17 protein-coding genes are annotated in these 16,387 nt (G+C 63.0%); all 17 read left to right on the forward strand.

Features of this window, described 5'->3' with window-relative positions; translation table 11 throughout:
* From KGA96_RS03640 to KGA96_RS03720, 17 genes are read left to right on the forward strand one after another with little or no spacing between them, the layout of a single operon-like run.
* A complete protein-coding gene (locus KGA96_RS03640; RefSeq protein WP_008025124.1) occupies positions 1 to 255 on the forward strand; it encodes an acyl carrier protein in 255 nt (84 codons plus the stop codon).
* The gene (locus tag KGA96_RS03645; RefSeq protein ID WP_223466302.1) at positions 252 to 797 is read left to right on the forward strand and encodes a hypothetical protein; all 546 of its coding nucleotides are present in this window, start codon (positions 252 to 254) and stop codon (positions 795 to 797) included. The genes KGA96_RS03640 and KGA96_RS03645 overlap by 4 nt, the downstream gene beginning before the upstream one ends.
* On the forward strand, positions 794 to 2,473 hold the full coding sequence (locus KGA96_RS03650) for an acyl-CoA synthetase family protein (RefSeq protein WP_046039700.1): 1,680 nt from the start codon (positions 794 to 796) through the stop codon (positions 2,471 to 2,473). The genes KGA96_RS03645 and KGA96_RS03650 overlap by 4 nt, the downstream gene beginning before the upstream one ends.
* Positions 2,466 to 3,200, forward strand: coding sequence for a glycosyltransferase family 2 protein (locus KGA96_RS03655; protein ID WP_046039699.1), 735 nt, complete (start codon positions 2,466 to 2,468; stop codon positions 3,198 to 3,200). The genes KGA96_RS03650 and KGA96_RS03655 overlap by 8 nt, the downstream gene beginning before the upstream one ends.
* Positions 3,197 to 4,138 carry a glycosyl transferase gene (locus tag KGA96_RS03660; RefSeq protein WP_046039697.1) on the forward strand — a complete coding sequence of 314 codons (942 nt, stop codon included), beginning with the start codon at positions 3,197 to 3,199 and terminating at the stop codon, positions 4,136 to 4,138. Before KGA96_RS03655 ends, KGA96_RS03660 begins: the two co-directional genes overlap by 4 nt.
* Complete coding sequence (gene hutH / locus KGA96_RS03665; protein ID WP_046039694.1) at positions 4,119 to 5,663, forward strand: histidine ammonia-lyase; 1,545 nt, start codon at positions 4,119 to 4,121, stop codon at positions 5,661 to 5,663. The genes KGA96_RS03660 and hutH overlap by 20 nt, the downstream gene beginning before the upstream one ends.
* Complete coding sequence (locus tag KGA96_RS03670; protein ID WP_046039692.1) at positions 5,656 to 6,081, forward strand: acyl-CoA thioesterase; 426 nt, start codon at positions 5,656 to 5,658, stop codon at positions 6,079 to 6,081. The genes hutH and KGA96_RS03670 overlap by 8 nt, the downstream gene beginning before the upstream one ends.
* Positions 6,078 to 6,680, forward strand: a complete 603-nt coding sequence (locus tag KGA96_RS03675) for an outer membrane lipoprotein carrier protein LolA (RefSeq protein WP_046039690.1) — start codon at positions 6,078 to 6,080, stop codon at positions 6,678 to 6,680. The genes KGA96_RS03670 and KGA96_RS03675 overlap by 4 nt, the downstream gene beginning before the upstream one ends.
* Positions 6,664 to 9,003: an MMPL family transporter gene (locus tag KGA96_RS03680; protein ID WP_046039689.1), complete on the forward strand. Its 2,340-nt coding sequence runs from the start codon at positions 6,664 to 6,666 to the stop codon at positions 9,001 to 9,003. The genes KGA96_RS03675 and KGA96_RS03680 overlap by 17 nt, the downstream gene beginning before the upstream one ends.
* On the forward strand, positions 9,000 to 10,160 hold the full coding sequence (locus tag KGA96_RS03685) for a sodium:proton antiporter (RefSeq protein WP_223511609.1): 1,161 nt from the start codon (positions 9,000 to 9,002) through the stop codon (positions 10,158 to 10,160). Before KGA96_RS03680 ends, KGA96_RS03685 begins: the two co-directional genes overlap by 4 nt.
* A complete protein-coding gene (locus tag KGA96_RS03690; protein WP_223466297.1) occupies positions 10,147 to 11,394 on the forward strand; it encodes an NAD(P)/FAD-dependent oxidoreductase in 1,248 nt (415 codons plus the stop codon). The genes KGA96_RS03685 and KGA96_RS03690 overlap by 14 nt, the downstream gene beginning before the upstream one ends.
* Positions 11,391 to 12,116 carry a class I SAM-dependent methyltransferase gene (locus KGA96_RS03695; RefSeq protein WP_046039686.1) on the forward strand — a complete coding sequence of 242 codons (726 nt, stop codon included), beginning with the start codon at positions 11,391 to 11,393 and terminating at the stop codon, positions 12,114 to 12,116. The genes KGA96_RS03690 and KGA96_RS03695 overlap by 4 nt, the downstream gene beginning before the upstream one ends.
* Positions 12,116 to 12,733: a hypothetical protein gene (locus KGA96_RS03700; RefSeq protein WP_080925291.1), complete on the forward strand. Its 618-nt coding sequence runs from the start codon at positions 12,116 to 12,118 to the stop codon at positions 12,731 to 12,733. Before KGA96_RS03695 ends, KGA96_RS03700 begins: the two co-directional genes overlap by 1 nt.
* Positions 12,730 to 13,926, forward strand: coding sequence for a beta-ketoacyl-[acyl-carrier-protein] synthase family protein (locus KGA96_RS03705; protein WP_223511611.1), 1,197 nt, complete (start codon positions 12,730 to 12,732; stop codon positions 13,924 to 13,926). Before KGA96_RS03700 ends, KGA96_RS03705 begins: the two co-directional genes overlap by 4 nt.
* A complete protein-coding gene (locus KGA96_RS03710; protein WP_046039683.1) occupies positions 13,923 to 14,384 on the forward strand; it encodes a hotdog family protein in 462 nt (153 codons plus the stop codon). Before KGA96_RS03705 ends, KGA96_RS03710 begins: the two co-directional genes overlap by 4 nt.
* Entirely contained in the window at positions 14,381 to 15,109 is a 729-nt protein-coding gene (gene fabG, locus KGA96_RS03715) for a 3-oxoacyl-ACP reductase FabG (protein WP_223511613.1), read from the forward strand. Before KGA96_RS03710 ends, fabG begins: the two co-directional genes overlap by 4 nt.
* A complete protein-coding gene (locus KGA96_RS03720; RefSeq protein ID WP_223511615.1) occupies positions 15,109 to 16,335 on the forward strand; it encodes a beta-ketoacyl-ACP synthase in 1,227 nt (408 codons plus the stop codon). Before fabG ends, KGA96_RS03720 begins: the two co-directional genes overlap by 1 nt.
* Positions 16,336 to 16,387 lie beyond the last annotated feature (52 nt).

Below are 16,387 nucleotides of genomic sequence, written 5' to 3' on the forward strand. Positions count from 1 at the left end.
ATGCAAACTCGTGACGACATTTTCAACACCCTGCGCGATGCCTTGGTCGAGCTCTTCGAACTGGACCCGGAGCGTGTGAGCCTGGATTCCAACCTGTATCAGGACCTGGAAATCGACAGCATTGATGCGGTCGACCTGATTGATCACATCAAACGTCAGACCGGCAAGAAAATCGCCGCCGAAGAATTCAAATCGGTGCGTACCGTCAGTGACGTGGTCGAGGCGGTCTACCGTCTGGTTCAACCGGCCGCATGAATCGACTGATTGGCCTCGGCCTGCTGCTGGCAGGCCTTTTGTATCCCTTTGCGGTGTATTTCGGCATGGAGCATTTCGCCCCGTGGCAGTTCGGGCTGCTGCTGGGTGGGCTGTGGCTGGCCCGGGCGCTGACCGGCAAACGACGGCCGGGCAGCCTGTGGATGGCCACGGCGGCCATTGTGTTCTGTCTGTTGCTGGCGCTGTTCGACAGCCCGGCGCTGTTGCGCTGGTATCCGGTGTTGATCAGCAGCTTCATGCTGGTGCTGTTTGGATCGAGCCTGACATTCGGCCCACCGATCGTTGAACGCCTGGCCCGGGTGCGCGAACCGCAATTGCCGGCCGAGGGCATTCGCTATACCCGTCAGGTGACCATCGCCTGGAGCGTTTTTTTTCTATGCAACGGTTTGTGTGCCGCCGCCCTGACCCTCTGGGCGCCGCTGAGCTGGTGGACGTTGTACACCGGCCTGATTTCCTACGGATTGATAGGCCTGATGTTTGCCATTGAATGGCTCATACGACAAAGGGTACGAGGCCGCCCATGAATTGGATAAAACTTGAGCACCTGCTGCTCAAGGCTCAGCCGGAACGCGCCGTAACGACCACTCCGGCACTGGATCACGCTCGACTGTGCGAACAGGCGCTGCGCCTGGCCGCCGGCCTGCAAGCCCGGGGTGTGCGGCAGATGGCTGTGCACCTCGAGGATGCCGCCGACCTGGCGATTGCCCTGTTCGGCGCCTGGCGTGCCGGGGTCAGCGTGCTGCTGCCGTCTGACCTGCAACCCCAGACCCGCCAACGCTGGTCAGGTGAAGTTGATCTGTGGCTGAGCGATCAGCCCGACGATGCGCACCTTGGCGACCTCCAACAGCTGCCGCTCAGTCCCGCCGCGCTGGACCTGGATAACTGCCAACTCAGCCTGTGCACCTCCGGCTCCAGTGGCGAACCCAAGCGCATCGAAAAAAACCTGCGCCAACTGGCCAATGAAGTCGAAGCCCTGGAACAGCTGTGGGGCGCCGACCTGGGCCCGGCGTGCATCATTGGCAGCGTCGCCACCCAGCACATCTACGGCCTGCTGTTTCGGGTGCTGTGGCCGCTGTGCGCCGGGCGCCCGTTCGTACGTCGGCAGTTGGCCTTTCCGGAAGACCTGCAACGCACCAGCCGCGAGTACCCGGCTTTCGCCTGGGTGGCCAGCCCGGCGCTGCTCAAGCGTATGAGCGACAATCTCGACTGGCCGGCCTTGAGCTCTGTACGCCGGGTGTTTTCCTCCGGCGGCGCATTACCGGTCGAGGCCGCACAGAGCCTGCACGAGCGTCTGGGGCAATGGCCAACGGAAATCTTCGGCAGTTCGGAAACCGGCGGCATCGCCTGGCGTCAGGGCGCGGAACTCTGGCAGCCCTTTGCCGATGTCACGCTGACCCAAGACAGTGAGGGTGCGCTGCTGATCGCTTCGCCGTATTTGCCCAATGGCCATGTCGAACACACTGCCGATGCTGCGCGCATCGCCATCGATGGTCGCTTCGAGTTGCTTGGGCGACTGGACCGGATCGTCAAACTGGAAGAAAAACGCATCTCGCTGCCGATGCTGGAACAAGCGCTGACGGCCCATGAATGGATCATCGAAGCGCGGCTCGGTGTCGTTCAGGAAAACCGCGCCTCCCTGGGGGCATTGCTGGTGCTGAGCGAGGCCGGTTTGCATGTGCTGCGCAATCAGGGTCGACGCAGCCTCACCGAGCAATTGCGCCAGCACCTGAGCCAACACTGCGAAGCCCTGGCCCTGCCAAGACGCTGGCGCCTGCTGCGACAACTGCCGCTGAACACTCAAGGCAAATTGCCCCAGGCCGACGTCGACGCCCTGCTGCTGGCACCGCGCCCCAAAGCGCCCGAGGTGCTGGAGCAAGTCGAAAGCAATGGCGAGTGGAGCCTGCAACTGGCCGTGCCACCGGACCTGGCCTATTTCAGCGGGCATTTCCCCAAGGCGCCGGTGTTGCCTGGCGTGGTGCAGGTGGACTGGGCGCTGAGCCTGGGCCAGCAACTGATGAACCTGCCGAAAAAATTCGCCGGCATGGAAGTCTTGAAGTTCCAGCAACTGGTGCGTCCGGGGGATGAGATCCAGCTGCACTTGCGCTTCGATCCGGCGCGCGGCAAATTGTATTTCGCCTATCGCAACGAAACCGCCACCTGCTCAAGCGGGCGGGTCTTGCTGGAGGCGGCGCATGCATAGCCCCTGCGCCATCGTCCCGGTGTACAACCATGAAACTGCCATCACCACGGTGGTCGATGCGCTGATCGCCAGCCATCTGCCGTGCATCCTGGTGGACGATGCCAGCAGCCCGCGCTGCGCCCGGGTGCTGGATCGCCTGGCCCAACGTGACATGGTTTACCTGATCCGCCTCGCCGAAAACCAGGGCAAGGGTGGCGCGGTCATGACCGGCTTGCGCGAAGCTTCGCGCCTGGGTTTCAGCCATGCCTTGCAGGTGGATGCCGATGGCCAGCACGACTTGCAGGACGTCAAACGCTTCATCGAACAATCGCGCCGCTACCCACAATCGGTGATTTGCGGTTATCCGCAATACGACGCCAGCGTGCCGAAGGGCCGTTTGTATGCGCGCTACCTGACTCACGTCATGGTCTGGATCAACACCCTGTCGTTGCAGATTCGCGACTCCATGTGCGGTTTCCGGGTTTACCCATTGCCGCCAGTCCTGGCATTGATCGAATCAGCGAAAATCGGCAAGCGCATGGACTTCGACTCGGACATTCTGGTGCGTCTGGCCTGGCGCAATCAGCCGATGCAATGGCTGCAAACCAAAGTCCATTACCCGCTGGATGGTGTTTCGCATTTTCGGATGTTCCACGACAACGTGCTGATTTCCAGCATGCACACGCGGCTGTTCTTCGGCATGTTGCTGCGTACGCCAGTGATCCTCTGGCGACGGTGGCGGGCATGAGCGCAGACAAGCAGCACTGGGCCGACCGCGAAGAACGGGGCAGCTTCTGGCTGATGAAGCTCACCGCGTTCGGCGCCAAAGTGCTGGGCCGTCGAGTACTGAGCCCAGTGTTGTACGGCATCGTGCTGTACTTTTTCCTGTTCGGTCGCAGCGCTCGACACAGTGCCTGGCAATACCAGCAACGCCTGACCGACTGGAGCGGGCGCAGCGAATTGCGCCCGAGCCATTGGCGGGTGTTCGGCCAGTTCATGGCTTTCGCCGATTCCATGCTCGACAAACTCGACGTCTGGAACGGCAAGCTGAGCATCGAACAAATCGAGATCATCGACCCGGCGCTGCTGCGCGACCAGTTGCGCGGTACCCGCGGGCAGATGCTGGTGGGCGCACACCTGGGCAATCTGGAAGTCTGCCGCGCACTGGCGGAGATCGGCGAGAAGGTCACGATGAACGTGCTGGTGCATACCAAGCACGCTGAACAGTTCAACCGTTTGCTGGGCGAAGCCGGGGCGACCAATTTGCGCCTGATCCAGGTCAGCGAACTCGACCCCGGGATCATGCTGCAACTGAGCGAGCGCCTGGAGCGCGGCGAGTGGCTGGCGATTGCCGGCGACCGCGTGCCCTTGCATGGCGGACGCTGCGCGACCGTGGACTTCCTCGGTCATCCGGCCAGGCTCCCCCAGGGCCCGTGGCTGTTGGCCGGCCTGCTGAAATGCCCGGTCAACCTGCTGCTGTGCCTGAAAAAGCCCGACGGCGACTATCGACTGACCATTGAACCCTTCGCTGAGGCAATCACCTGGAAGCGCAGCGACCGCGAACAGGTCATTCATCAGTGGGCCTCCCGCTACGCCGAACGCTTGGGTCACTATTGCCTCGAAGCGCCCCAACAATGGTTCAACTTTTACCCTTTCTGGAAGACCGATGACGACGCCAACGCTTGAGCCGGTAACCTTCGGCGAACGCCCTTTGCGCATTGAAGACGTGCTGGCACTGGCCAACCGCAAGGTGCCGACGCAGTTGCAAAGCGATCCCGCCTACCGCGAGCGCATCGCCAAGGGCGCGCGTTTTCTCGACTCGCTGCTGGACAAGGAAGGCGTGATCTACGGCGTGACCACCGGTTACGGCGATTCCTGCGTGGTCGCGGTGCCGCTGCATCACGTCGAGGCGCTGCCCCGTCACCTGTACACCTTCCACGGCTGTGGCCTGGGCAAACTGCTCGACGCCCAGGCCACCCGCTCGGTACTGGCGGCGCGCTTACAGTCGTTGTGCCACGGTGTTTCCGGGGTGCGCGTGGAGTTGCTGGAGCGCCTGCAGGCGTTTCTTGAACACGACATCCTGCCGTTGATTCCGGAAGAAGGTTCGGTGGGCGCCAGTGGTGACCTGACGCCGCTTTCGTATGTGGCCGCCACGCTGTCCGGCGAGCGCGAGGTGATGTTCCGTGGCGAGCGCCGGCAGGCTGCCGATGTGCACCGTGAACTCGGCTGGCAACCGCTGGTGTTGCGTCCGAAAGAAGCCCTGGCATTGATGAACGGCACCGCTGTGATGACCGGTCTGGCTTGCCTGGCGTACGCACGCGCCGATTACCTGCTGCATCTGGCCACGCGCATCACCGCGCTGAACGTGGTCGCCCTGCAAGGCAACCCGGAGCACTTCGACGAGCGCCTGTTCGCCGCCAAGCCACACCCGGGGCAGATGCAGGTCGCCGCGTGGTTGCGCCAGGATCTGGCCATCGACGCGCCGACCGCACCGCTGCATCGCCTGCAAGACCGCTACTCCCTGCGCTGCGCGCCCCATGTGCTGGGCGTGCTGGCCGACAGCCTGAACTGGCTGCGCTCGTTCATCGAAATCGAGCTCAACAGCGCCAACGACAACCCGATCATCGACGCCGAAGCCGAGCGCGTACTGCACGGCGGGCACTTCTATGGCGGCCACATCGCGTTCGCCATGGACAGCCTGAAAAACCTCGTGGCCAACGTCGCCGACCTGCTGGATCGGCAACTCGCGCTGCTGGTGGACGAGCGCTACAACCATGGCTTGCCGAGCAACCTGTCGGGCGCCACGGCCGACCGCGCCATGCTCAACCACGGCTTCAAGGCGGTGCAGATCGGCACCAGTGCCTGGACCGCCGAAGCGCTGAAAAACACCATGCCGGCCAGCGTCTTCTCGCGCTCCACCGAATGCCATAACCAGGACAAGGTGAGCATGGGCACCATCGCCGCCCGGGATGCGATCCGCGTGCTGGAACTCACCGAACAGGTGGCCGCAGCCACGCTGCTGGCGGCCAATCAGGGCGTCTGGCTGCGCGGCCAGGCCGAAGATGCACGACCACTGCCACCCGCATTGGCCGCCATGCATGAAGCCTTGGCCAAGGACTTCCCACCGGTCATCGAAGACCGCGCGCTGGAAGGCGAATTGCGCCTGTGCCTGCAACGCATCGCCGAACAACACTGGAGGCTGCATGCGTAGCAAGGGATTTCTCTACACCGACACGGAAATCGTCGTACCGTTCTTTGATGTCGACAGCATGCACGTGGTCTGGCACGGCCATTACGTCAAATACCTGGAAGTCGCCCGCTGTGCGCTGCTGGACAAGATCGGCCACAACTACACGGCGATGAACGAATCCGGCTATGCCTGGCCGGTGATCGACCTGCAATTGCGCTACGTGCGCGGCGCGGTGTTCGGCCAGACACTCAACGTGCGCGCCAACCTGGTGGAGTGGGAGAACCGCTTGAAGATCAACTACCTGATCAGCGACCTGCAAACCGGTGAGCGCCTGACCCGGGGCATGTCGGTACAGGTGGCCGTCGACATCGCCAGCCGCGAGATGCAACTGGTTTCACCGACAGTGTTCACCGACGCTGTGGCGAGGGTGCTGGCATGAAGTCGATCTTCAGATGCCTCGCTGCTCTGGCGCTGCTCGGGCTCTCTTCAGTGGCCAGCGCCTTCGACCTGCAACAACTCAGCGATCAATTGGCCCGGCCCGAGGTGATCCACGGCAGCTTCATCCAGGAAAAACACCTGCGCGCCCTGCCCCGGCCGCTGACCAGCAAGGGCACGTTCGTGCTGGCAAAAAACCACGGCTTGTTATGGCTGCTGAAAACACCACTGCAACAGGACTATCGCATCACCGCCAAAGGCATTGCCCGGCGTGACGGCATTGTTTGGCAAATGCTGCCGGGCAAAAGCGCCGGTGCCGAGCAGAACCGTTTGTTCCTCGCCGTGCTGCAAGGTGACAGCAGTGGCCTGCAACGGGATTTCGAGCTGTCCCTGAGCGGCGATGCGCAGAACTGGAAGCTCACGCTGCTGCCGCGCTCGATGCTGCTCAAGCAGGTGTTCAACCAGATCAACATTACCGGCGCAGAACTGGTGCACAGCATCGAACTGCTCGAAACCCAGGGCGACAGTACGTTGTTGCGCATGCAGGACAGCACCAGCACCCAACCGTTGAGCGACGCGGAGCAACATGACTTTGCCGAGTGAACGGTGGTTGCCACGGCTGTTTCTGCTCCTGCTGCTGGCAGTACTGGCGCTCGCCGGTTGGCAATGGCGTGACGCCGCGCCGCTGTCGGCCAACCTGATGGACCTGGTGCCCGGCACAGCGCCCGATGCCCTGGAACTGCGCGCCGAACAACGCATGCAAGAACCGCTGAACCGCGAAATGCTGGTGCTGGTCGGCCACAGCGATCGCCAGCGGGCCGTCGCCATGGCGCAGACACTCGGCGAGCAATGGCAAGCCAGCGGCTTGTTCGAAAAGGTCCAGTGGACCCTGCAAGCCGACTTGCCGGCACTGCGCACGCAATTGCTGCAAGGTCGCCTGGCGATGCTCCAGGCGGCGGACCGACAACTGCTGATCGAGCACCCCGACACCTTTATCCAGCAACGGGTTCAGGCGTTGTTCGACCCGTTCAACGGTTACAGCCTGGTGCCAGGCCAGGACGACTGGCTGGGCCTGACCGGGCGCATCCAGAACAGCCAGCCGCAACGCGGCTCGGTGCAACTGGACATCGGCAGCGGCGCCCTGGTCGCCGATGCCGATGGCAAGAGCTGGGTGCTGCTGCGCGCGCGCACCACCGGCAACGCCTTCGACATGAACCTGCCGCTGCAAGTGGCCGACCTGCTCGAGCACAGCCGCGAAGTAGCCGCCCGGCACGACGTGCAACTGCTCGCCGCCAGCGGCCTGTTGTACGCAGCCAGCGGGCAGCAGCAGGCCGCCCGGGAGATGACCTGGGTCGGTGGCGGTGCCACCGTGGGGATTTTGCTGTTGCTGCTGTTGGCCTTCCGGCGCTGGCGCGTCTTGTTGGCGTTCGTGCCGGTGCTGGTCGGGATGCTCTTCGGAGCGGTGGCCTGCGTGGCGTTGTTCGGCCATATGCACGTGATGACCCTGGTGCTGGGTTCGAGCCTGATCGGTGTTGCCGTCGATTACCCGCTGCACTACCTGTCCAAGAGTTGGAGCCTGAAACCCTGGCACAGCTGGCCAGCCCTGCGCATGACCTTGCCCGGATTGACCCTGAGCCTGATCACCAGCGGCATCGGTTACCTGGCCCTGGCCTGGACACCCTTCCCGGCGCTGACCCAGATTGCCGCATTCTCTGCCGCCGGTTTGCTCGGCGCCTATCTGTCCGCCGTGTGCCTGCTGCCGGCATTGCTCAAGGGCGTAGACCTGCGCCCGGCGCAGTGGCCATTGCGCATGTGCGAGCTTTTGCTGGACTGTCGTGAAGCGCTGCTCAAACAGCTGAAAACGCCTGTCTTGCTGGCGCTGCTGATCGCCTTTTGTGTAGGCGGCCTGTTGCAACTGGGCAGCAAAAACGACATCCGCCAGTGGATCAGCGCACCGCAACAGTTGACCGACGAAGCCCGGACCATTGCCCAGATCACCGGCTATCAACCCACCAGCCAGTTCTTCCTGATACGCGCCGCCAATCAGCAGCAGTTGCTCGAACGCCAGACCGCCCTGAGAGAGCGGCTGGATCAATTGATAGGCCTGGAAAAGCTCCAGGGTTATCTGTCGCTCAATCAACTGGTCAGCCCGCCGAACGAACAGCAACAGGTGCGCAACGCGCTGAGCAAACTGCCGTCGTTCTGGCAACCCTTGCTCGACATCGGCGTACCGGCCGAGGCGCTGCAAGCCGAGCTGACGAAGCTACAGGCATTGCCGACCGTGGACATCGACGCAGCGCTCAGCGGCCCGTTGGCAGAACCCTACCGGCCGCTGTGGCTGGGGCCGACTGATGACGGCGTGGCGGCGATGGTCAGCCTGCAAGGCATCAACAACCCGGCCCTGCTGCGGCTCCAGGGTGAGGATTTACCCGGCGTGACACTGGTGGATCGACTGGGTGAATTGAACAACGTCTTCGCGGCCACCCAAATCAGTGCCGCGGAACTGAAACTCGCCTCCTGTGTGTTGATCGTGCTGGTACTGATCCTGCCATTCGGCCTCGGCGGCGCGTTGCGTATCGTGTCCCTGCCCCTGCTGGCGGCGTTGTGCAGCCTGGCCAGCCTCGGCTGGCTGGGGCAGCCGTTGACCCTGTTCAGCCTGTTCGGCCTGCTGCTGGTGACGGCGATCAGTGTCGACTACGCGATCCTGATGCGCGAACAGGTCGGCGGCGCGGCCGTGAGCCTGCTGGGCACCCTGTTGGCGGCGTTGACCACCTGGCTGTCGTTCGGCCTGCTGGCGGTGTCGAGCACCCCGGCGGTGAGCAACTTCGGTCTGTCGGTGAGCCTCGGCCTGATCTTCAGCTTCCTGCTTGCACCGTGGGCCGGTCGCCAGGTGCATGAGCCCACGGCCATGGAGCGGGCAACATGATGGTCGTTCTGTTCTGGGCGATGGCGCTGGTGTTGTTCGCCTTTGCGACCCGCTTCGGCCGGCATTTTGGCCTGATTCCCATCGTCAGCCAGTTGTTGCTGGCGACCCTCGGCTTGCCGCTGTTGATGTATTTCTGGATCGAGCCCCAATGGCAATTGAGCGGTGCGCTGCTGGTATCGCCGGGCTGGCTGAAGAACCTCTACAGCCTGAGCTTTGCCCTGTTGCTGGGCTACATCCTCAGCGATGTGATCGACCTGCAACTGGATCGCCAAAGCCTGAAAATCGCCCTGCCCAGCTTTTGCATTCCGTTTGCCTGCGGCCTCGCCACCGCCGTCTGGTTGTTGCCGCCGCAACCGTGGATCAGCTCGCTGGCCGTCGGCCTGTTGTTCGCTATCACCGCGATTCCGGTGTTGTACCTGTACCTGCGGCACATCGATTACCCGCCCGCCGCCACCCGGCGACTGGTGCAAACCGCGATCCTCATCGACCTCGCCTGCTGGACGCTGTTCGGCATCGCCCAGGGCAGCCTGCACCTGAGCAGCCTGTTGCTGCCCCTGGCTGGCGCGTGCCTGCCGGTGCTGCTGCGGTTGCTCGGTTTGCGCCAGACATGGCTCTACAGCCTGTGCTTTTTCGCCCTGCTGGTCGTCGCCGAACACTTCAAGCTCAACGCGCTGATTTTCGGCATCGGCTATGTGTTGATCATGACCGCGCTGAAAGCCCCGCTGGTCCTGCCGCTGCCGGCCGTGTGGATGGGCCGCTTGCAGACGTACATCGCCATCCCGCTGATCCTCACGTTCGGCATCGTGCAGATCAACGTGCACAGCGCGATGGACAGCCTCGGCTGGGTGCAACTGCTCGCCCTGCTGCTGTTGCCGATGCTGAGCAAACTGCTGGGTAACTGGCTCGGCCTCGGCTGGGCCGGGGCCTCGTTCCAAGGCGCCAGCCGCTGGCGGGAAAGTGTGCTGCTGAACATCCGCGGCTTGAGCGAGATCGTTTTTCTCAACCTGCTGCTGCAACAGCAACTCATCAGCCCACCGCTGTACTTTGGCCTGATGCTCATGGGCCTGATCGCTACACTGCTACCAGCCCTGACCGGCATGCACCGAATCCCCCTGAAAGCCGCTGTCCCGGCAAGGAGCCCCCATGCCAACCGTTGAAATGGAATGTCGTCAGGTCGTGGTCATCGGCGCCGGTCCATCCGGTGCCATCGCCGCCGCGCTGCTCAAGCGCAAGGGACACGATGTGCTGGTGATCGAGCGTCAGCATTTTCCACGGTTTTCCATCGGTGAAAGCCTGTTGGCCCATTGCCTGGATTTCGTCGAAGAAGCGGGCATGCTCGACGCCGTCAACGCCGCCGGCTTCCAGCTGAAAACCGGTGCTGCGTTTGCCTGGGGCGAGCGCTACAGCGCGTTCGATTTCGGCGAGACGTTCAGCCACGGCAAATCGACGACCTTTCAAGTCCAGCGCGCCGATTTCGATAAGCTGCTGGCCGATCAGGCCGCGCTGCAAGGCGTGGATATCCGCTATGGCGAAACCATCGTCAGCGTCGACATTTCCCCCGGAAAACCGCAGCTCGGCGTGCGCCGCGAAGACGGTAGCGAGTATCGCGTCGAGGCCGGCTTCCTGCTCGATGCCAGTGGTTACGGCCGCGTACTGCCGCGCATGCTCGACCTCGAGGCGCCGTCGAACTTCCCGGTGCGTCAGGCCGTGTTCACTCACGTCGAAGACCGTATCGACCTCCCGGCCTTCGACCGCAGCAAGATCCTGGTGACCACTCATCCGACCCAGCGCGACGTGTGGTTCTGGACCATCCCGTTCAGCAACGGGCGCTGCTCGGTCGGCGTGGTCGCCGCAGAAGAGCGTTTCGCCGGCCGCAGCGACAATCTGGACGAGTGCCTGCGCAGCTTTATCGCCGAGACGCCAAGCTTGGCCAGCGTGTTGCAAAATGCGCAGTGGGACACCGAAGCCCGAACCATCGGCGGTTACTCGGCCAACGTCAAAACCTTGCACGGCCCGGGCTTCGCGCTGCTGGGCAATGCCGCGGAATTCCTCGACCCGGTGTTTTCCTCCGGCGTGACCATCGCCATGCGTTCGGCGAGCATGGCCGCCGGAGTGTTGCACCGTCAGCTGCAAGGCGAAGCCGTCGACTGGCAAACCGAGTTCGCCGAACCGCTCAAGCGCGGCGTCGACACGTTCCGTTGCTACGTCGAAGGCTGGTACGCCGGGACTTTCCAGGATGTGATTTTCCACGAGAGCAGTTCGCCTGAAATTCGCGGGATGATCAGCTCCATTCTTGCCGGATATGCCTGGGACCGCCGCAATCCGTTCGTCAGCGAAGCCAGGCGCCGGTTGAAGGCGATATCCGAATTCTGTGCCAGGGATGCGACATGAACTACTTGAGCGACAAGTACGTCGAAGAAACCCGTTTCGGTTTGTGGTTCCTGCGCAGCCAGATCTGGCAACACTATGTGCTGCGGTTGGCGATCGACGATTTGCGCAGCCTGTTCAGCGAAGCGCTGCCTGTAAGCCCGGTGTTGCTGGATGCCGGTTGCGGTCAGGGCAAGTCATTCCCGCTGCTGCGCCAGGCCTTTGCGCCCGGTCGTCTGATTGGCATCGATGCCGATCCCCAGAGCCTGGACCAGAGCCGCGCAGAAGCGGCCCGCCAGGGCATGGAAGTGGAGTTGATCGGCGGCGACTGCGCCAGCCTCAACCTGCCGGACGCCAGTATCGACCTGCTGTTCTGTCACCAGACTTTCCATCATCTGGTGGAGCAGGAACAGGCACTGGCCGAGTTCTACCGCGTGCTCAAACCCGGCGGTTATCTGCTGTTCGCCGAATCCACCGAGGCTTACATTGATACTTGGGTGATCCGCTGGTTGTTCCGCCACCCGATGCACGTGCAGAAAAGCGCGGCGCAGTACCTGCAAATGATTCGCCAGCAGGGCTTCGAATTTACCGCGCAAAACGTGTCTTATCCGTACCTGTGGTGGAGTCGCGCCAAGGATTTCGGCCTGCTCGAACACTTGGGTGTGTGCAAGCCGAAACCCTTTGGCCAACGCGAAGAAACCCTGGTCAATGTGGTGGCGCGCAAACCTTTTGAAGGAACTGTGTGATGTTGATTACCCGTCGCTTGAACTGCACAACCTGTAGGAGCGAGCCTGCTCGCGATAGCGGTGGGTCAGTCAAAATGGATGTCGACTATAACGCCGCCATCGCGAGCAGGCTCGCGCCTACAGGGGTTATCGGTGCTATGCGATATCTGTTGATCGCCGCAACCCTGCTGCTGAGCGCCTGCGCCGGCCGGGCGCCGCTGCCCGTACACAATCCGGATCTGCCGCTGCCGCTGCAATTGCACATCCAGCGCGGGCAGGCCGAGGAACGCGAGGACTGGGTGCTGGTGATCCAGCGTGAAGAGGCGGGTATCCGCTGGTCGATGATGGACCTGTTGGGCATTCCCCAGGCCCGCCAGAAATTGGTCGATAAAACCTGGGAGTCAGATGGTTTATTACCGCCCAATCCGCGAGCCCGGGAGCTGTTCGCAGCGTTGCTGTTTGCGCTGACGCCGCAAGATGAACTGGCGGCCAATTATCCCGGCGCCTGGCAGCACGGCAGGCAACGGTACCTGCCCGAGCGCTGGGACATCCACTACGCACAACCGCAGAATTTTGAATTGAAGCTACCGCATGGTCCGGCCTATCAAGTCACCCCCCTGAGCGGTGAAACGCCATGACGGCTTACCTCAATGCCCTCGGATTGGTGTGCGCGCTGGGCCGCGACAAGCAGGAAGTTGCCCGCAACCTGTTTGCCGGCGACTGCGGCGGCATGCGCGAGCAAACCGGGTGGGTGCCGCAACGCACGCTGCCGGTCGGTGCGGTCCAGGGCAAACTGGCAAGCATTCCAGCCGACCTGTCGCGCCATCACAGCCGCAACAATCAGTTGTTGCTGGAGGCCACGCTGCAAATTCGCCCGGACATCGACAGCGCGATCCAGACCTACGGCCGCGACCGCATCGGTGTGGTGCTGGGCACCAGCACCTCGGGTATCGATGAGGCCAGCCAGGGCCTGGCGCATTACCTGCGCGAAAAGCAGTTCCCTGCCGAGTACGACTATCAGCAACAGGAACTCGGGGCACCGGCGAACTTCCTCGCAGAGTGGCTGCAATTGAGCGGGCCGGCCTATGTCATTTCCACAGCCTGCACCTCCAGCGCCCGGGCCTTGATGAGCGCCCAACGCCTGTTGGACCTGGGCATTTGCGACGCGGTGCTGTGTGGCGGTGTCGACACCTTGTGCAAGCTGACCCTCAACGGTTTCTCGGCGCTGGAAGCAGTCTCGGAACAGCGTTGCAATCCGTTTTCGGTGAACCGCAATGGCATCAACATTGGCGAAGCGGCGGTGCTGTTCCTGATGACCAGGCGTGCAGGCGACAGCCAACCGATTGCCTTGCTCGGCAGCGGCGCCAGTTCCGATGCGCATCACATCTCCGCCCCGGAGCCGAGCGGGCGTGGCGCCCTGCAAGCCATGCGCAAAGCCTTGGGCCGTGCCAACCTGCAACCGGAGCAGATCGCTTATCTGAACCTGCACGGCACCGCCACCCAGCACAACGACGCCATGGAAAGCCAGGCCGTGGCGACGCTGTTCCCGGCCGGCGTACCCTGTTCGTCGAGCAAACCCATGACCGGCCACACCCTCGGTGCCGCCGGGGCGCTGGAAGCGGCGTTCTGCTGGTTGAGCCTGAGCCCGGACAATCGCGAGCATGCCCTGCCGCCCCACGTCTGGGACGGACAGCCCGACCCCGAACTGCCGCCGCTGCAATGGGTGACCCCGACCACTCGCCTGACGTCCATTGCACCCCGCTACCTGATGAGCAATTCCTTTGCCTTCGGTGGCAACAACGTCAGCCTGATTATCGGAGACGCCCCATGATTGACTGGCCGCTCGCCGAACTGCTGCCCCACGCTGGCGACATGATCCTTATCGATCAGATCCTGGCGTTCGATGAAGAGCAGATTCACACGCGCCTGACCGTCAAGCCCGATGGCCTGTTCAATCTCCCCGACGGCAGCCTGCCGGCCTGGGTCGGCATCGAACTGATGGCCCAGAGCGTGGCCGCCTTCGCCGGTTGCCATGCGCGCCAGCGTGGTGATGCGGTGGAATTGGGCTTCCTGCTCGGCAGCCGAAAGTTCGAATGCAACGTCGAAAGTTTTCCGGCCGGTACCGAGTTGACCATCCACGGGATTCGCTCCCTGGAAGACGAAAACGGCATGGGCGTGTTCGAGTGCCACATCAACGCTCCCGGCATTCACGTTACCGCTCGTCTGAACGTATTCCGCCCACCCCAGGCCGCTCAATATCTCCATGAACCCGAAGGAGTCCAGTCATGACTGAATCCGTACTGGTCACCGGTTCCAGCCGTGGCATCGGCCGTGCCATCGCCTTGCGCCTGGCCCAGGCCGGGCACGACATCGTGTTGCATTGCCGCAGCGGCCTGGCGGACGTAGAAGCGGTCAAGGCCGAAGTCGAGGCCTTGGGCCGTCGTGCGCGCAGCCTGCAGTTCGACGTGTCCGACCGCGCCCGTTGCAAAGAAATTCTCGAAGCCGACGTGGAAATCCACGGCGCCTATTACGGCGTGGTGCTCAACGCAGGCCTGACCCGCGACGGTGCCTTTCCGGCCCTGAGCGAGGAGGATTGGGATGTGGTGATGCGCACCAACCTCGACGGTTTCTACAACGTGCTGCACCCGGTGATGATGCCGATGATCCGTCGTCGCGCCGCCGGGCGGATTGTCTGCATCACCTCGGTGTCGGGGCTGATCGGTAACCGTGGTCAGGTCAACTACAGTGCCTCCAAGGCCGGGTTGATCGGCGCGGCCAAGGCATTGGCGATCGAACTGGGCAAGCGCAAAATCACCGTTAACTGTGTCGCACCCGGCCTGATCGACACAGCCATGCTCGACGAAAATGTGCCGGTGGAAGAACTGATGAAAATGATCCCCGCACAACGCATGGGCACCCCTGAAGAGGTGGCCGGCGCGGTGAATTTCCTGATGTCGGCGGAAGCCTCGTACATCACCCGGCAGGTTCTGGCCGTCAACGGAGGCCTGTGCTGATGAAGCGCGTCGTCGTCACCGGCATGGCCGGCATCACCTCACTGGGCAGCGACTGGGAGACCATCGCCGGCAACTTCGCGGCCAACCGCAGCGGCATCCGCCGGATGGACGAGTGGGATCGTTTTACCGAGCTCAACACGCGCCTGGCGGGCCCCATCGATGACTTCAAGGTGCCGAGCCACTGGACCCGCAAGCAACTGCGCAGCATGGGCCGGGTTTCACGGCTTGCTGTGGGTGCGGCGGAGATGGCACTGGCCGACGCCGGCCTGTTGGGCGACGAGTCAATCAAGGACGGGCGCATGGGCGTTGCCTGCGGCTCCTCCACCGGCAGCACCGACGAGATCAAGGCGTTCGGCAACATGCTGCTCAACTCGGTGGCCGAAGGCCTGAACGCCAACTCCTACGTGCGCATGATGCCGCACACCACGGCAGCCAATATCAGCATCTTCTTCGGCCTCACCGGTCGCCTGATCCCCACCTCCAGCGCCTGCACCAGCGGCAGCCAGGGCATCGGCTATGCCTACGAGGCGATCAAGTTCGGGCGCCTGCCGCTGATGCTCGCCGGCGGTGCCGAGGAACTGTGCCCGACCGAAGCCATGGTCTTCGACGCGCTCTACGCCACCAGCCTGAAAAACGATACCCCACAACGCAGCCCGCGCCCTTACGACACCGCACGCGACGGCCTGGTGATCGGCGAAGGCGGCGGCATGCTGGTGCTCGAAGAACTGGAACACGCCCTGGCCCGTGGCGCGCGCATCCATGCCGAGATCGTCGGATTCGGCAGCAACGCCGACGGCCAGCACACCACCCGTCCCGAACAAGTCACCATGCGCCGGGCCATGGAACTGGCCCTGGAAGACGCCGGGCTGAAACCATCGGACATCGGCTACGTCAACGGCCACGGCACCGCCACCGAACAAGGCGACATCGCCGAAACCCTGGCCACCAGTAGCCTGTTCGGCGAACACATGCCGATCAGCTCGCAGAAAAGCTTCCTCGGCCACACCCTCGGCGCCTGCGGTGCGCTGGAGTCCTGGTTCAGCATCGAAATGATGAACCACGACCTCTACGCCCACACCTTCAACCTCGACGAAGTCGACCCGCATTGCGGCAAGCTCGACTACCTGCGCGGCGAGTTTCGGCAGATGAGCAACCAGTACGTGATGAACAATAATTTTGCGTTTGGCGGGGTGAATACTTCGCTGATTTTCAAGCGCTGGTCTTGAGCCCCACGCGACAAATGTGGCGAGGGGGCTTGCCCCCGTTGGGTTGCGAAGC

Origin of the sequence: Pseudomonas sp. GL-R-26 (assembly GCF_019947365.1) — a bacterium.
Taxonomy (GTDB): domain Bacteria; phylum Pseudomonadota; class Gammaproteobacteria; order Pseudomonadales; family Pseudomonadaceae; genus Aquipseudomonas.

Bases quoted from the DNA above. Each gene is read 5' to 3' on its own strand.
- KGA96_RS03640 (WP_008025124.1), top strand. From the start codon at position 1: ATGCAAACTCGTGACGACATTTTCAACACCCTGCGCGATGCCTTGGTC.
- KGA96_RS03645 (WP_223466302.1), top strand. From the start codon at position 252: ATGAATCGACTGATTGGCCTCGGCCTGCTGCTGGCAGGCCTTTTGTAT.
- KGA96_RS03650 (WP_046039700.1), top strand. From the start codon at position 794: ATGAATTGGATAAAACTTGAGCACCTGCTGCTCAAGGCTCAGCCGGAA.
- KGA96_RS03655 (WP_046039699.1), top strand. From the start codon at position 2,466: ATGCATAGCCCCTGCGCCATCGTCCCGGTGTACAACCATGAAACTGCC.
- KGA96_RS03660 (WP_046039697.1), top strand. From the start codon at position 3,197: ATGAGCGCAGACAAGCAGCACTGGGCCGACCGCGAAGAACGGGGCAGC.
- hutH (WP_046039694.1), top strand. From the start codon at position 4,119: ATGACGACGCCAACGCTTGAGCCGGTAACCTTCGGCGAACGCCCTTTG.
- KGA96_RS03670 (WP_046039692.1), top strand. From the start codon at position 5,656: ATGCGTAGCAAGGGATTTCTCTACACCGACACGGAAATCGTCGTACCG.
- KGA96_RS03675 (WP_046039690.1), top strand. From the start codon at position 6,078: ATGAAGTCGATCTTCAGATGCCTCGCTGCTCTGGCGCTGCTCGGGCTC.
- KGA96_RS03680 (WP_046039689.1), top strand. From the start codon at position 6,664: ATGACTTTGCCGAGTGAACGGTGGTTGCCACGGCTGTTTCTGCTCCTG.
- KGA96_RS03685 (WP_223511609.1), top strand. From the start codon at position 9,000: ATGATGGTCGTTCTGTTCTGGGCGATGGCGCTGGTGTTGTTCGCCTTT.
- KGA96_RS03690 (WP_223466297.1), top strand. From the start codon at position 10,147: ATGCCAACCGTTGAAATGGAATGTCGTCAGGTCGTGGTCATCGGCGCC.
- KGA96_RS03695 (WP_046039686.1), top strand. From the start codon at position 11,391: ATGAACTACTTGAGCGACAAGTACGTCGAAGAAACCCGTTTCGGTTTG.
- KGA96_RS03700 (WP_080925291.1), top strand. From the start codon at position 12,116: ATGTTGATTACCCGTCGCTTGAACTGCACAACCTGTAGGAGCGAGCCT.
- KGA96_RS03705 (WP_223511611.1), top strand. From the start codon at position 12,730: ATGACGGCTTACCTCAATGCCCTCGGATTGGTGTGCGCGCTGGGCCGC.
- KGA96_RS03710 (WP_046039683.1), top strand. From the start codon at position 13,923: ATGATTGACTGGCCGCTCGCCGAACTGCTGCCCCACGCTGGCGACATG.
- fabG (WP_223511613.1), top strand. From the start codon at position 14,381: ATGACTGAATCCGTACTGGTCACCGGTTCCAGCCGTGGCATCGGCCGT.
- KGA96_RS03720 (WP_223511615.1), top strand. From the start codon at position 15,109: ATGAAGCGCGTCGTCGTCACCGGCATGGCCGGCATCACCTCACTGGGC.